Consider the following 16,232-nt stretch of genomic DNA (forward strand, 5'->3'; position numbering starts at 1 on the left):
ATAAACTATTAGATAAATTTTTGTTTAATAAATAAACTCTAAAAGATTATTATCATTATTGCTATATTTAACTTTATATACTTTATTACTATATATTTCTATTGATACAAAAAGAGTAATAAGAATTTCTAATGAATATTCTGAAAAAAAAACTAAAGCAATATTTCTTTTATGATTAATCCATTTTACAAATATTATTTTATAAAAAGGTTTATTTTCATTCTTAAAAAATAATGTCAAATATTTATATTTATTATTTTTAAAGATATGATTGTTTTCAATTTGTCTATTTTTTGAATAATCAATAAGTTTTGAAATTGTATTAACACTAAGAGATTCATTATTATTAATTTTATTATATATCTGTCTTTGTATAATTAAATCTAAATATCTTCTTAATGGAGATGTACATTGTACATACGATGTGAGACCTAATGATTCATGATTACTTGGTTTAGTTGTAATATAACTTCTTCCCATATATTGTTTTAGCAAAATATATTTTATCTCACTATCTTTATATTTAGTCAGTATTTCATTTGTATTACAATTTAATTTTTGAATTCTATATGCAGCCGCTAAATTATACTTTTTTAAAAATAAACTAGCTACATAACCCATTAATATCATTGCCTCAGAAACAATTATTTGTGCTATTGTATTTTCTAATTTAGTTATTATAATTTTGTCTTTATTTAACATTATTTTGCTATTAGGACTTTCAAATATAATCGCCCCTTGTTTTTTTCTAAATATAATACTTTTTTCTAATAAATTCTTAATTACAATTAATTCAAATTCTTCTTTAGGCTCTAATTCTAATATTTCATTTGCATCTTCATATGTTAATTGATATTTAGGTTTAATAATTGCTTCAATTATTTCATAATTATGTATTGAACCATCCTTATTGAATTCTATTGCTGCGCTAATAGTTTCTGAAATTTTATTTTGAGCTAAGTTTGCTTTATGAAGTATTTCTTTAGGTAGCATTGGGACATATTGATCTGTTAAATATAAACTGCTATTTTTTCTTCTTGCATCAAGATCAATATTAGAATCTTGCAAAAATAATCTGCATGGATTACTAATATGTATCCATAGATTTTTTATATTTCCTTCTTTTATTTCCAGGGAAATTGCATCATCAACTTCGTCTGGATCTTCAGAGTCAATAATATATGTTTTTAAACTTGTTAAATCTCTCAAATATTTTAAAAATTAATTATGGAGAAACTATATCCGATATGTAACTATCCTTCTGGATTTACAAAGGGTAAGAGAGCTACAATTCTGGCTCTTTTTACTGCTAATGTTAGATCTCTTTGTTGCTTAGAAGTTAAACCAGTCATTCTTCTTGGAAGTATTTTACCCCTCTCAGTTATGAATTTTTTGAGAAGTTCTACATCCTTATAGTCAATGGGATCTCCTGGCTTAATTGGTGATAATTGTTTTTTAAAAATTGAATTTGGCATGATTTGATTACTTTATTTCTTTGTGAATAGTCATTCTGTTTAAATGACGATTAAACTTTTTTAGTTCCAATCTTTCAGTTGTATTTCTACGGTTCTTTTCAGTAGTATATCTTGAGACACCATTCGATCTCTTAGGGTCTGTGCTTGTTCTAGCTTCAGTACATTCCAGGGTAACTACAACTCTTGTCCCTTTTTTTGCCATTTTAATTAATACGTTAATGTATAATTTTCTATTGTACATCTTCAATCAACTATTTTGAAGATATATCCATTTCTATTATTATTGAATAAAAATTATATATGAAAGTATCTCAAAATTGGTTGAAAGAATTAGTAGAAATTAATTCTACACCTGAAGTCCTTTCTGAGAAATTGTCTATAGGTGGGTTTGAGGTTGAATCATTAGAAGATTGTTCAAAAAATGCTAATGGTGTAGTTTTAGGCAAGGTTTTATCTGTTTTTAGACATGAAGGATCTGATAAACTTTCTATTTGCCAAGTAGATATTGGCAATTCAAAGAAGCTACAAATTATCTGTGGTGCGCATAATATTAAATCAAATATTTATGTCTATGTTGCTACTGTTGGTTCAAAATTAAATGCTGTAAATTTAACTATTAAAAGAAGTGAAATTAGAGGTGTAATGAGTGAAGGAATGATATGCTCATTGCAAGAGCTTGGCATAGAAGACTCTAGTGATGGGATAGCGATTATTGATGAAGGTTTGGCCTTGAAATATGAATTGGGGACTCCAGGATCTATCCTCCTTCAATTAAATGATTATATTTATGATTTAGCCATTACAGCTAACAGACCTGATGGAATGTCTGTGATTGGTGTAGCACGTGAAATTTCTGCTTTATTAGAATCAAAATTTAATTTTCCAGAATTAAATCGTAAATATAATATTCATTTACTTAAAGACATTAAACTTTGCCCTGATGCAATAACATCAAATTGTCTTTATACAATAACTTCTATTCACGGAGTAAATGGAGAAAAATTATCCCCAAGATGGCTTAAAGATCGTTTAGAAAAATCAGGTATTAAATCGATAAATCTTTTAGTTGATTTAACAAACTATATTCTTTTAGAACAAGGGCAACCATTGCATGCGTTTGATAAAGATAAGCTTTCAAATTTAATTGGAAAGGACGTTTCTGCAGATGACTTTTCTGTAAGGAAAGGAGTAGATAACGAAAGCCTGGTATGCCTGGATGGAAAAAAATACGATTTAAATCAAAATATAACAGTAATTACTTGTTGTGATAAACCAGTTGCTATTGCTGGGGTTATCGGAGGTTTAGATACTTCAGTAAGCAAAACTACTTCATCCATTTATCTAGAAGGGGCTGTTTTCAATCCAGTCACTATAAGAAAATCATCAAAGGAGATTGGAATAAGAACTGAATCTAGTAGCAGATATGAAAAAGGAATTTCATTCAGAAATACAATAGATTCTGTCACGAGGGCCATCAATCTTTTAGAAGAATTTTTTTCTATTAATGTACCAACTATTTGTACTTCAAATTTAATAAATACTGACGAAAATTTTATAAAATTACGAAGAAGTCGTATACATAAAATTCTAGGCCCATTAATTATCAATGATCAATTAGAAAAAAGAAATTTATCTGACTCTGAAATAGTTGATAAATTAACACTCATAGGTTGTACTTTAAAAAGTAAAGAATATGGCTGGGAGGTAACAGTAATTGCTAATAGATCACAAGATTTAATAAGGGAAATAGATTTAATTGAAGAAATTGCACGATTAATAGGTTATGACAGATTTGATTTAAACCTACCTAATCCAATTAAGCCTGGAAAATTAACATCACAGCAATTGGCATTGAGAAAGATAAAAAATGGTTTAATAGAGAGCGGTTTTAATGAGGTACTGAGTTATTCTCTTGTTCCAGAAGAAAATGACAAACTTATTAAGATTTCTAATCCTTTGCTATTAGAAACTAGCTGCCTTAGAGACAATATCTGGAAAGAACATTTAGAGATTGTTAATCGTAATATAAAAGCTGGACAAACAAGTTGTTATATATTTGAAGTTGGAAATGTTTTTTATAAAAATTCAGAATTTAATCAAGAAGAAATATTGAATGGTGCAATTTTTGGAAATAAAAAAATTGGAAAATGGGCTAATTACTATAGTGATATTGATCTTAATTATTATCAGGCAAGAGGAAAGTTAGAGGAGTCACTTTCATGTTTGAATATAAAAATTGATGATAAACCAACTAATTCAATAGATTTTCTTCATCCTGGGAGAACAGCGGAATTACTTATTGAAGGAAAAAATGCGGGATATTTTGGTGAAATTAATCCAAAACTTATATTAGAAAAGAAGGTATTAAAAAAAGTTTATTTATTTAGAATTAATGTTACTAACCTCTTAGGAGCTGGTACAAGGAAAAATAAATGGATTCCAATTTATAAGCAATTCCCAATAGTTCCAAAAATGGAGCGGGATATAAATTTTATTTTTAGTAAGGAATATTTAATTGGCGATATAATATCAGAAATAAGAAAAACAGGAAAAAACCTCTTAGAGGATGTAAATTTAATCGATGTTTTTGATGATAATAAGCTTGGTGAAAATTTTGTAAGTTACACATTTCGATTATCGTATAGAGATAAAGATAAAACTTTACTTGACTCAGATATTTCATTAATTCACTCGAATATAGTTTCTAAAGTTGAAAAAATTTTTAATACTAAATTGAGAAATTAATCATATTAATAGTCTTGCATGAGACTACACATAAGTCTAGATGTAATTCTCAAACTAGACAGTTAATAATCCTATAAAACTGTTTTGTTTTGTATTATAATGTACATGATCAATATGCTGTCTTTTTTGTTATCTTCATTGCTATAGGTCCAAGTTCCCAGAGGTCAGACGATTGGTCAAAATGTTATTTTGATGTTCCTGATGCATCAATACATTGATATATAAATGCGCCCGATAATACTTTTTGCGATGGCTTTATTGGTCAAGCGTCCCATGGTTTGATGTTAATGGCATTAACAGATGTTCCTAATATTGACAAGGAAAAAGCAATTCAAGGCCTTTAAGTTAAGTAGTACTGTCTTTAAAGCAGTACTTAAACATTTATAACCCTTTATTTGCAACGTTTCTGTGAATAAAACAAATTACTGGACCTAGTAAGGACGAGATATTATTTTTTCCTTATATTATTTCATTTTTTTTATGTTTTTAATATCCAGTAGTAATTTTTATAAATGCAATCCTGATTTATGTATCTCTTTATTCTCTTTTTGGACTATTTAATAGACTAATTATTAGTCTATTATGAGATAAGTAATATAGTGATTTTATAGCTATACGCCAATTTCACCTCTAGAAGAAATATATATTTATTTTAAAAAATTTTTGCACAATAATTACGAATATATTTTTACCGTAAATTGTCTATTTCGTCTTATATAAGAATTGCTTTTAGACTTATAACAAGTCTAGGATTAGACAGTTAATACTTGTTTCTGTATAAATTTTTAAGTAGTTGATATGCTTCATTTAATTTTCTCATTTGATCTGTTGAACCTCCAGCATCAGGATGTGTCTCTAAAGCTTTTGATTTGTAAGCTTCTTTAATTTTTCGTAATGTATGCGCTGATCCTGCTGCTATTGATAGATTCAATAATTTAAGTGCTCCATGTATAGTCATTGTTGAATCCAAGGCTTCAAAGGAGTTTGATCTATTTTTTCGTTTAAATCTACTTACAAATCTTCTTACCAATGTTGGCACTCGATTAATCAATTCAGATGTTGCAAATGGATCTTCTAAGACTCCAATCATTAATAAAACTATTTCCAGTGATGGGTTTTTCTTAACCCAAAATGGACATAATTCAGACATTAATTTATTCGCTGCGCTCCACGTAAAGGGTAGATTCTCTGTTCCATCAAGATTTGGCCATATATCATTTCCAAACCAATCCATTGATGCTTCTATTATATGATCATTAGGTATTGTTCCATATAAGTTTTTCCAATGAGTTATTAACTCGATTCGACATTTTATTAATTCATTTTCATTAATAGTATTAATTTGGATATCATTTATTTTTTCCTTTAACCTCTCGCTATTAATACTCCTTCTTAGATTTTTTACTTTTTTTTCAACAAAATTTGGAAGACTAATGTTTGATTTGACTTTTTCATTAATTTGATTTTTATTCAAAACTATTTTATTAAGAGGTTTCTCTTTAACTTGATTTTTATTTTTTGCTTCGATTAGTACTAAAGCAGTGTTTTCATCAATATTATAATTTTCATCATTACTCCTATCCTCAAAAAAATTTATTTCTTGTTGTTGAGTTTTAGGTATTAAATCATCTTCTTGAAGAAGTTCTGTTAGCAGCTTTTCAATTACAGGTCCTCTGGCTCTAAACCCCCACTCTTTACGTAATTGATCAAACCTAGTAATTAGTCCCTCAGGTAAATCAATTGATATTCTTTTAGTATTTAAATTTTCAGGAATATTCAATTAATTTTTTAAATGATATGTTATTAACTTAATTTTATTCAATAATACTTGAAAGTCTATATGGGATATTAATTTTAAATCTAAATTAAATTTTTTATTTGTCACACATTAATTAAGTATTTTTTTATAATAAAAATAAAAAATGTTTAACTGTAATTTCAATTCTTCAAAAGAGAAAAAGAGCTTTTATCAACATAAAAAATTAGAAATGCTTAACTATATTAAAGATTCTCTGGAGCGCAAAATAGCTTCCGTAACAGCTTCTATACAAGTTTTAGAAAACCAAATAAAAAGAGACCGAGACCTAGAAGTGACTAATTAGTATTCAAACGAAGTTTTCTAAAAGTTTTTCAGGGCCATATTTTTTTAAATAATTAATATTCGATTTTTCAGTTACTAGTAAATACCCTGCAAACCCTAAACCGTTAATACTGAATCCATGTATATGATCATTATTTCTCTTTACAATAGCAATCCATTTATTAGTTATTAAAAGATTGTAAGGATATCTAGGTTTCTTATCACTAATAGGTTCCCCAAGTCCTAATTTCTTACATAAGTTTAAGTACAATTCAAAAAGTAAGATTGAATTTTCATTAAAATTAAATTTGGACACAATAATATTTTTTTTTAGCTTACTGTCTTCATTTTTGTATAATTTATTTTCTAAGAACCAATTTTCTCTGGGGCATGATCTCTCATCTTTAGATCTACGAAGAAGTTGAAAATGCCTGTGAGGTTGACTTGCTCCTGCCATTGGTGAACTATTGAAAAACCATAATCCACTAGTATCTTTATTAACTTTTTGGATTGCGCTCCAATCTTTAATATCCAACCATCCATTTTGAGGTTTCCAATTATTCGTTATCAGTAAAATATGTCCTTTTTGTACAGGGTACTTATTTAATATTAATTGATGATTATCGCCGATTTTATCGATTTCTAGTATCTTTTCCCATGGACAAAATGGATTTTGCTTTGGACCATAAATTTTTTTTTTGTAAAATTTTGATGTATCAAGCTTTCTAATTATGAAGTCATTTTCTTGATATAAATCGCTTGTTATAATATCAGTCTTGAGAGGAATTAGTGATTCATCCTCAATTGATAATCTTGTTTGAGATAATGCTTTTTTCCAATATTTCTCTAAACTCATTTAAATAAATTATCATTTTTATTCTAAAAAAGATAGTAAATATGAAATTACTTTTTATTAAATTGATATTTTTTCAATGTTTCTAGAGGAATTGATTCTAGTACTACAATATTGGTAGATTCTAATATAATCTTAGGTGCAAGTCCATCTAATAGTGATTGCTTCCATCTTTCAAGACAAATACACCAATGATCACCATCCTTAAGGCCTGGGAAGGAATAAATAGGCATAGGAGTTATTAAATCATTCCCTTGTGATTTACTGTATTTCAGGAAATTATCATTCATTACACAACATATGGAATGATTCCCTCCATCATTTTTGTCATATTTACAAAAGCCATCTCTGAACCAGCCTGTAATAGGTTTACAACTACAAACTTCTATTTTTTCTCCTAAAACATTCAATTGCTCTTGACTTTTTATGTTCATAGATTTTTGCTTTTTTTTAAATAATAATAAAACTCAAACATTTCTTAAAAAAGGTTGACGAGTATGGGGGGTGAGGAGGTAATAATTCTAATAAGGTTTTTTTCATTTATGGATTGGGACTTTACTGAAAACGTAGCTTTTAAAGCTCTATTTGATGCTTTCAAAGATAGTGATGAAACATCAGCATTAGAATTTTTATCTAGCGATGGTGCTTCATATTACCTTGAATTAACTCAGGATGCAGCTGGTGAGGGTCTTGATCTTGATGATAATGAAACAATGAACGAACTTCGGGAAGAAATTATTGAATATTTAGAGAACAAATAATGATTTATATTAAGCACTAAAATATTTAGCTTTTGAGTGTAGTGAAATGATAGCTGTAGTACTTTGTTCTGGATGAAGTTGTTCAGATTCATCCATGGTCAAGTTAATTCTTTTTGCATCCAACAATGATAATTGTATTTTTGAGTCAGAGACTTTTGGACATGCAGGATATCCAAAAGAATATCTAGCTCCTCTATATTTTTGTGCTAGTATTTCTCTATTTTTTTCTGGTTCTTCAGCCTTAAAACCGCATTCAATACGAATTAACGCATGGACATACTCAGCTAGAGCTTCTGCTAATTGCACAGTAAGTCCATGGAATAATAAATAATCACTATATTTATCTTCTTTAAATAATTTTTGAGAATGTTCACTAGCAATATCACCCATTGTGACTGCCTGCATAGGAAATATATCTATTGGTTTATCATTTTTCAAATCACAATAGAAATCAGCTATGCAAAGATTATTCCCAGATTTTTGTCTTGGAAAATTAAATTGGGAAATTTTATTTAATGATTTATCCTCAAATAAAAAAACACTATTATCTTTTCTACCACATCTAAAATATCCATAAACTGCTTTGGGTGAAATAAGTTTTTTTTCTACAATTGTCTCTAACCAATTATCCAATAATGGTTTTGCATATGAATCCAAATAGTTATAATATTCATCTATGCTTTGGTTTTTCCCCTTTTTTATTTGCCATTGTCCACTAAATAGAGCTTTTTTATCTAGATAAAAAATTAACTTATTTAAATCTATATCATTGTTATATAAGACTTTCGTTCCAACAAAAGGAGGTTTAATTGGTTCTTCTTCATTTATAAATTTAGATCTTTTAAAATTTACTTTTAAATTTAATTTGGAAGTCTCGGGGCGTATAGATATTGATTTATTAACCGCTTCAGAGTTGGTTTTTGATGAGGCTAAATTAATATTTATACCCTCATTGTTAATAAATCCCTCTGTATTTGACCAATTTCCCTTTTTTTTATTAATCATATATTCATTCATGAATTTAAGATCAGTGAACGCATCTTTGCCGTACAATATTTTCCCTTTATAAATCCTGCTACAGTCCTCATTCACAAATTTTGGCGTTAACGCTGCACCTCCTAATATAACTGGTACACTAATATCTTCATTGTTAAAAGCCTCTAAATTATCTTTCATAAATGCAGTTGACTTAACAAGTAATCCGCTCATAGCAATGCAATCTGCATTGTGCTTCTTTTGTGCATCTATAATTGCTGAAACATCTTGTTTTATTCCAAGATTTATTACTTCATAACCGTTATTTGTAAGTATTATATCAACCAAATTTTTTCCAATATCATGAACATCGCCTTTAACTGTTGCAATTAAGAGTTTTCCATTAGATATTTTTTTATCTACAGTTTCCATATACGGTTCTAAAATTGAGACGGCAAATTTCATTGTTTCAGCGGATTGGAGTACGAACGGCAATTGCATTTGACCTGAGCCAAATAGATCTCCTACTACTTTCATCCCATCTAGTAAAAAGGTATTAATTATTTCAAGAGGTTTATATCTTTTTAACGCTTTATTTAATTGATCTTCTAAACCTATTTTTTCTCCATCAATAATATGATTTTTTAAACTTTCTTCCAGAGTTAAGTTTTTATTCTCTGAAGATGCTTTTTTGAAATCTTGAATAGATAAATCTTGAAAAGCTTTTGTTAGTTCTACTAATGGATCATAAATACAAATATCATCTTCAAATTGCCTTTTGTCATATATCAAATCTAAGCAAAGCTTTTTAGTTTCTTCAGAAATTTTTGATAATGGCAGAATTTTATTTGGTGCGATGATAGCAGAATCTAATCCCGCTTTAATACATTCATCTAAAAATATTGAATTTAAATTAATTCTAGATAATGGAGAAAGGCCAAAACTTATGTTCGATATCCCCAATATAATATGAATTTCTCGGAATTTTTCACGAATTTTTGATATGGCAGTAATTGTTTCTTTAGCGTTTAATCTATCTTCTTCTATCCCTGTAGAGATAGGAAGTGCTAAAGGATCAAAAAAGAGCTCATAATCTGATAAACCACATTCTCTGGTTCTATTAATCGCTCTTTTAACAATGTTATATTTTTTATCTGCATTCCTAGCCATTCCATCTTCATCGATAGTGCCGACGACAAGTCCTGAACCATAGCCCAAGGCTAAATTTAGAACTTGATCAAACCTTTCATCACCGTCTTCGTAATTGGTTGAATTTATAATACATTTACCACCAGATGACTTTAATCCACTTTCCATTTTGTCAGCATCTGTAGAATCAATCATTAATGGTAAATTTATATTGGTAACTAGTCTTGAAGTTATTTCTTTCATATCTTTCACTCCGTCTCTACCAACATAATCAACATTTACATCAAGAACGTGTGCATTTTCTTTTTGTTGTTGTTTGGCAATTGAAATTAGGCCATCCCAATCGTCGTTATTTAATAACTCCCTTACCTTTTTAGATCCACTTGCATTTAATCTTTCTCCAACAATCAAAATAGAGTTGTCTTGTTTGTATGGAACAGAATTATATATTGATGATGCAGAAGGAATATAACCATTTGAATTATTCATACCATTTTTGTTAGTCCTTTCGATATCAATAATTTCATCAATTATTGAAGAAAGATATTTAATATGATCAGGTGTGGTCCCACAACATCCACCTATTAATTGAACATTAAAGTCATATATAAAATTCATTAACTGCATTTTTAATTCTATCGGTTTTAATCTGTAGTGAGCAATACCACCAATATTTTCAGGTAGACCTGCATTGGGAATACAACTAATAGCGAAGGGTGAATTTTCAGACAAATACTTAATATGTTCCTTCATTTGTTCTGGACCAGTTGCACAATTAAGTCCAAGGATATCTATATTAAATGGTTCTAATATTGTTAATGCAGATGCGATATCAGATCCAACAAGCATAGTACCTGTTGTTTCCATTGTTATAGAAACCATTATTGGGATATCTATATTTTTACTATCAAGTACTTCTTTTGATGCTAATAAGGCAGATTTAATTTGCAAAACATCTTGGCAAGTTTCAATTAAAAGAAGATCAACTCCGCCATCTATAAGACCATTTATTTGTTCTTTATATGATTGCTTTAATTCATCAAAATCTATATGTCCTAATGTGGGTAATTTAGTTGTTGGTCCAATTGAACCAGCAACAAATTTTGGTTTATCAAGTGATGCATATTTTGAAGCACAAATTTTTGCTATTAATGCAGCATTTTTATTTATCTCATATGCCTTATCTGCAATATCATATTCATCAAGAACTATTGATGATGCTCCAAAAGTATTAGTTTCTATAACATGACAACCTGCTTCTAAGAATGAATTATGAACCTTTTCAACTACCTTTGGTGATGATAAAACAAGGTTTTCATTACAACCCTCTAATTCTTTACCTCCAAAGTCATCTGAAGTAAGATTTAAGTTCTGAAATGATGTTCCAGTACCACCGTCAAAAATAATTAATGGTTTTTCATCTCTATTTAGATAGTTTCTGAAAGATTCCATTTTTATTCAAAAATAGCTTTTATATTGAAATTCTAGTTACCCAATTATCATAGTCTTGAGAACGACCTTCTGTTATTTCTATAAGCTTATTTTTTAATTTATTCATTATTGGTCTTTCAACATTTAATTTAGTTGATTCAATTTTTTTAACTGGTGTAATTTTTGCTGCTGTACCAGTTAGAAAAACTTCATCTGCTATTAATAATTCTGTTTTATCAACAGGCCTTTCAATTACATTTATTCCAAATGATTTTGCTAATTCAATTACGCTAGCTCTAGTAATTCCCTCAAGGATATCTTGATCAACACCAGGAGTTATTAAGTCACCATTTCTTACAATAAATAAATTCATACCACTAGCTTCACTTACCTTACCACTTGAATTTAATAGCAAGGCTTCATCAAACCCCGATAAACTAGCTTCTGTTTTAGCTAATGAACTAGTAATATAAGCTCCACTTATTTTCCCTCTCAATGGGAGGGATCTATCTTCTTGTCTAGTCCAACTACTCATTCTACAAGAGACGCCATCTGGTGATAGATAATCTCCTAGTTCAATACAATAAATAAAGAAATCTGTTTCAATATTGTGTAACCTTGGAGCTATACCTAAATCGCTTGTATATACAAATGGTCTTATATAAATAGGTTTTTTGGGTTTATTTCTTTTTATAACTTCTTCTAAGGCTCTAAAAATATATTCTTCAGAAATATCAGTTAAGAGTAATTTTGCACTTTGAGATAATCTTTTTATGTGTTTATCAGTTCTAAACAAAAGGAACTGTTCTTTATTCGAAGGGTTAGGTATCGCTCTCATTCCTCCAAAAGCAGCAGTACCATAATGTAGTGCATGAGTAGCTATTGAAATTTTTGCTTCATTAAATGGAATACATTTACCTTCGAACCAGGCGTATGGAAGAAATTCATGCATATTCAATTTATTTAATTAAGGTAAACTTGTTTTATCCTACGTAAGTATTCTAAACCTTATTCATATATAAAAATGCACAGGATATTAAATATAGCAGGAAATGAAAAGAATAAGGATGATTTAATTGAGCAACCAGTGGCAGATTTTATTTTTATAACAAGTGTCAAAGCAGATTTAAATCTCATATCAAACTTATTGTTAGAAAAAGAATTTATATCATTAAATAATAATATAAGAGCATTAGAAATTTCTAATTTAAATTCGTCAGCTCAAATAGATAATTATCTATTAAAAACAATTAATTATGCAAAAGTTGTAGTACTACGATTATTTGGTGATAAAGGTACCTGGAAGTATGGAATTGAACAACTTTTAAATTGGCAAGCAGTCAATAAAAATAGGAAGCTAGTCATACTATCAGGTACTCCTGACCAGGAAGTTTCTTTATGTGAAATAAGTAGTATAGATAAAGCTATTGCATTAAATATTTCTAAGTTATTAAGATCTGGAGGACTTGATAATTATAGAAAATTCCTTAGTTGTCTATATTACCTTCAAGGTGATGAAACATTAATTCCTGCTGAGTTTTTGAATATTTCTATTTATGCAGATCCTTATTTGTATGATTGGAAAATTGAAAAGGGTGAAAAGATAGGAATAATATCCTATAAATCACTTTTTTTGGCTAATGAAATTGAAGTAAACGAAAAACTAAACTTGCAGTTAAGAAAATGCGGACTATCGCCCAAAACATTTTTTATATCAACACTAAAAGATCATATTATTCAAAATAAATTAATAGACATTTTTAAAAAAGAAGATATTAAACTAATAATTACCACAACTTCATTTTCTTCATCTCATATCAAAAATAATGATTTAATTGAATATTCTACAAATATTTTTACTTCTCTTAAAATCCCAATTTTGCAGCTTCTTTCTTCTAATAGATCAAGAAAAAATTGGTTAAATTCATCCATTGGAATGAATTCATCTGATTTATTAATGCAAATAATCATTCCCGAATTTGATGGAAGAATTACTACTTGTCCTTCTGCATTTAAAGAAATAATTTCTGAAAATAATACACTTTACAGTGAAATAACTAGTTATAAAGCTGATAAATCAGGGATTAAATGGATTTCAAAATTAGCAACAAATTATGTGAAACTTCAAAAACTTAATAATTTTGATAAAAGAATTTGTTTAGTAATAAGTAATTATCCAGTAAAGAATGGAAGAATTGGTAATGGTGTTGGTCTTAATACACCATCTTCGATAATAAATATTCTAAACTGGTTAAAAGAAGAAGGATATGACCTGGGATCTTGTGATTATCCTCAAGATTCTTCGGAATTAATGTCAATTCTTATAAAAACTAGAACTAATGATATTGAATCTCAAAATAATAAACCATTAGATTACTTACCACTTAGTGAATATTTAAAATATTGGAATTATTTAGAACTCGAACCAAAAAATATTATTGTTAAACGTTGGGGCAAACCATCTGAAGCGATCGATCTTGATAAAGAAGGCTTCTCAATAAATGGTCTTAGATTTGGAAAAATAACATTATTAATTCAACCCCCACGAGGATATGACGCTTACACTGATAGAGATATTCACTCGCCTGATCTGCCACCTCCACATAGATATTTAGCACAATATCATTGGATAGAAAAAATTTTTAATGCAAATGCTATATGCCATATTGGTAAACATGGAACTGTTGAATGGTTACCTGGCAAATCTATAGGTCTCAGCAATAAATGTTTCCCAAATATTATTTGTCCTGCTATACCTAATATATATCCCTTTATCGTAAATGATCCTGGCGAAGGATCCCAAGCTAAAAGAAGAACTGCTGCCACAATTATTGATCATTTAACCCCTCCTTTAGATAGGTCAGAATTATATGGAAAATTTTCCATTTTGGAAAATTATTTAGACGAGTATATTGAAGCAAAATTATTAAATTCTAATCGTATTGATATAATAGAAAAATCCATTTTTGAATTAATTAAAAAAGATTTTAGTGAAATTACATTAAATGATAAAAACAATCAAATAGAAGAAATTGATTCCTTTCTTTGCACAATTAAAGAATCTCAAATTAGGACAGGTTTGCATGTTTTTGGTAATAGGCAGAATGACATTAATGAAATAAATTTATTCTTGTGTATTGCTAGAGTGCCAAATGCAAGTCGAATTGGTGTTGTTCAATATATAGCAAAACATTTAAAACTAGATTTGGATCCTTGGACAAATAATTTTGATCAAAAGTTAAGTGAGAATGATAAAAAAATATTATTTACTTTTTCAAACGAATACATTTTAAACATTAGGATGTCTATTGAGTTTTTGGAAAAACAAGCAAAGTATCTAATATATTTGTTTTTTTACAAAAAGAAAGGCAATATAAAAAATCTAGAAAAATATAAAAATCAGAAAATAATAGACTATTTCTTTAATGATAAAAAACATCATAATTATTTTTTATTATTAAAAAATGAGATCCTAAATCCAATAATTAATTCTTCATATAATGAGAAATTATCATTTATTAATTCATTAAATGGCAAATATGTTAAGAGTGGTCCATCTGGAGCTCCAACGAGAGGTAAGATTGAAGCTTTACCAACTGGTAAAAATTTCTTTTCAGTCGATTCAAGAGGACTCCCTACGGAATCAGCATGGATTGTTGGTTGTAAATCCGCATCTCAAATACTCGATTTATTTAAACAAGAAAATGGAGAAGACTTAAAAAATATAGCAATATCAGTATGGGCAACATCCACAATGAGAAATGGTGGAGAAGAAATTTGTCAAATACTATATTTATTAGGTGTACAACCTATTTGGGATGGACCCTCAAGAAGAGTAATTGATTTAGAAATTATTCCTTTATCTGTTCTCGATAGGCCAAGGGTTGATGTCACGTTAAGGATTTCTGGAATGTTTAGAGATGCATTTCCTCAGTTAATTAAATTAACTTCTAAAGCGATAAATCTTGTTTCTAATCTTAATGAGAATAATAAATTTAACCCTCTAGCTGGAGCATTAAAGAATGGTAATCCAATTAAACGGATCTTTGGCTCAGCTCCAGGTTCATATGGAGCAGGTCTACAAGAACTAATATCAAATTCTAATTGGGAAAATATTGATGATTTTGGAGAATCTTTTCTTAATTGGAGTAAGTGGATTTACGGCGATAATCTTGAACCTATAGAGGATAAAAAATCATTAGAAAATGCTCTTAAAAATATCCAGTTAGTAGTTCATAACCAAGATAATAAAGAACATGATATTTTAGATTCTGATGATTATTATCAGTTTCAAGGAGGTTTATCTTCAGCAATAAAAAAAATAAGCGGTAAATTACCTGAAATGTATCATGGTGATTTATCTAAATTTGGATTATCAAAAATTTCAAAATTACAAGATGAAATTAATAAAGTTGTTATTTCAAGAATTCTTAACCCAAAATGGATAAATGGAATGAAGGATAATGGTTATAAAGGAGCGTTTGAATTCTCAGCAACCCTAGATTACTTATATGCTTATGATGCCACTACTGAAGTAATTTCAGATTGGTGTTATGAGGAAGTTTATAAAATATGGTTATGTGATCATGATCTTAAGAATTTCTTTCTAGAGAATAATCCATGGGCATTAAGAGATATTTCACAGAGATTTCTTGAAATTATAAATAGAAAAATGTGGAGGAATTGTTCTTATGAAGTTATTGAAAATTTAAAGAACATAATTATCAATACTGATTCAATAATTGAGAAGAACGAATTTTGAC

At 28.5% G+C, this 16,232-nt stretch carries 11 protein-coding genes; 3 read left to right on the forward strand and 8 right to left on the reverse strand.

Annotation, left to right across the window (positions count from 1 at the left end; translation table 11 throughout):
* Positions 1 to 24: 24 nt before the first annotated feature.
* From EU92_RS02930 to rpmG, 3 genes are read right to left on the reverse strand one after another with little or no spacing between them, the layout of a single operon-like run.
* The gene (locus EU92_RS02930) at positions 25 to 1,209 is read right to left on the reverse strand and encodes a ribonuclease catalytic domain-containing protein (RefSeq protein WP_032514394.1); all 1,185 of its coding nucleotides are present in this window, start codon (positions 1,207 to 1,209) and stop codon (positions 25 to 27) included.
* 44 nt (positions 1,210 to 1,253) lie between these two features.
* Positions 1,254 to 1,475 (reverse strand): 30S ribosomal protein S18, encoded by a 222-nt coding sequence (rpsR, locus tag EU92_RS02925; protein ID WP_002806014.1) that lies wholly within the window; start codon positions 1,473 to 1,475, stop codon positions 1,254 to 1,256.
* A gap of 7 nt (positions 1,476 to 1,482) precedes the next feature.
* On the reverse strand, positions 1,483 to 1,677 hold the full coding sequence (gene rpmG / locus EU92_RS02920; protein ID WP_032514393.1) for a 50S ribosomal protein L33: 195 nt from the start codon (positions 1,675 to 1,677) through the stop codon (positions 1,483 to 1,485).
* Positions 1,678 to 1,775: 98 nt separating this feature from the next.
* Here rpmG and pheT point away from each other — a divergent pair, with 98 nt between their 5' ends.
* The gene (pheT, locus tag EU92_RS02915; RefSeq protein WP_032514392.1) at positions 1,776 to 4,220 is read left to right on the forward strand and encodes a phenylalanine--tRNA ligase subunit beta; all 2,445 of its coding nucleotides are present in this window, start codon (positions 1,776 to 1,778) and stop codon (positions 4,218 to 4,220) included.
* A 760-nt stretch (positions 4,221 to 4,980) separates the two neighbouring features.
* On the opposite strand, the gene EU92_RS02910 is transcribed toward pheT, so the two are convergent.
* The 3 genes from EU92_RS02910 to EU92_RS02895 form a co-directional block, all read right to left on the reverse strand.
* On the reverse strand, positions 4,981 to 6,000 hold the full coding sequence (locus EU92_RS02910; RefSeq protein WP_032514391.1) for a DnaJ domain-containing protein: 1,020 nt from the start codon (positions 5,998 to 6,000) through the stop codon (positions 4,981 to 4,983).
* A gap of 325 nt (positions 6,001 to 6,325) precedes the next feature.
* Entirely contained in the window at positions 6,326 to 7,156 is an 831-nt protein-coding gene (locus tag EU92_RS02900) for a DUF4922 domain-containing protein (protein WP_032514389.1), read from the reverse strand.
* A 47-nt stretch (positions 7,157 to 7,203) separates the two neighbouring features.
* Positions 7,204 to 7,587: a DUF2237 family protein gene (locus EU92_RS02895; protein WP_032514388.1), complete on the reverse strand. Its 384-nt coding sequence runs from the start codon at positions 7,585 to 7,587 to the stop codon at positions 7,204 to 7,206.
* Positions 7,588 to 7,695: 108 nt separating this feature from the next.
* On the opposite strand from EU92_RS02895, the gene EU92_RS02890 reads away from it, so the two are divergent.
* Entirely contained in the window at positions 7,696 to 7,914 is a 219-nt protein-coding gene (locus tag EU92_RS02890; protein WP_032514494.1) for a hypothetical protein, read from the forward strand.
* A gap of 9 nt (positions 7,915 to 7,923) precedes the next feature.
* Here EU92_RS02890 and metH read toward each other — a convergent pair whose 3' ends face one another.
* Together metH and EU92_RS02880 are read right to left on the reverse strand one after the other, a co-directional pair.
* Positions 7,924 to 11,490, reverse strand: a complete 3,567-nt coding sequence (gene metH / locus EU92_RS02885; RefSeq protein WP_032523581.1) for a methionine synthase — start codon at positions 11,488 to 11,490, stop codon at positions 7,924 to 7,926.
* 19 nt (positions 11,491 to 11,509) lie between these two features.
* Complete coding sequence (locus tag EU92_RS02880) at positions 11,510 to 12,421, reverse strand: branched-chain amino acid transaminase (RefSeq protein ID WP_032514386.1); 912 nt, start codon at positions 12,419 to 12,421, stop codon at positions 11,510 to 11,512.
* 72 nt (positions 12,422 to 12,493) lie between these two features.
* On the opposite strand from EU92_RS02880, the gene cobN reads away from it, so the two are divergent.
* Entirely contained in the window at positions 12,494 to 16,231 is a 3,738-nt protein-coding gene (gene cobN / locus EU92_RS02875) for a cobaltochelatase subunit CobN (RefSeq protein WP_032514385.1), read from the forward strand.
* Position 16,232: the final 1 nt, after the last annotated feature.

Origin of the sequence: Prochlorococcus marinus str. MIT 9107 (genome assembly GCF_000759855.1) — a bacterium.
GTDB classification, from domain to species: domain Bacteria; phylum Cyanobacteriota; class Cyanobacteriia; order PCC-6307; family Cyanobiaceae; genus Prochlorococcus_A; species Prochlorococcus_A marinus_N.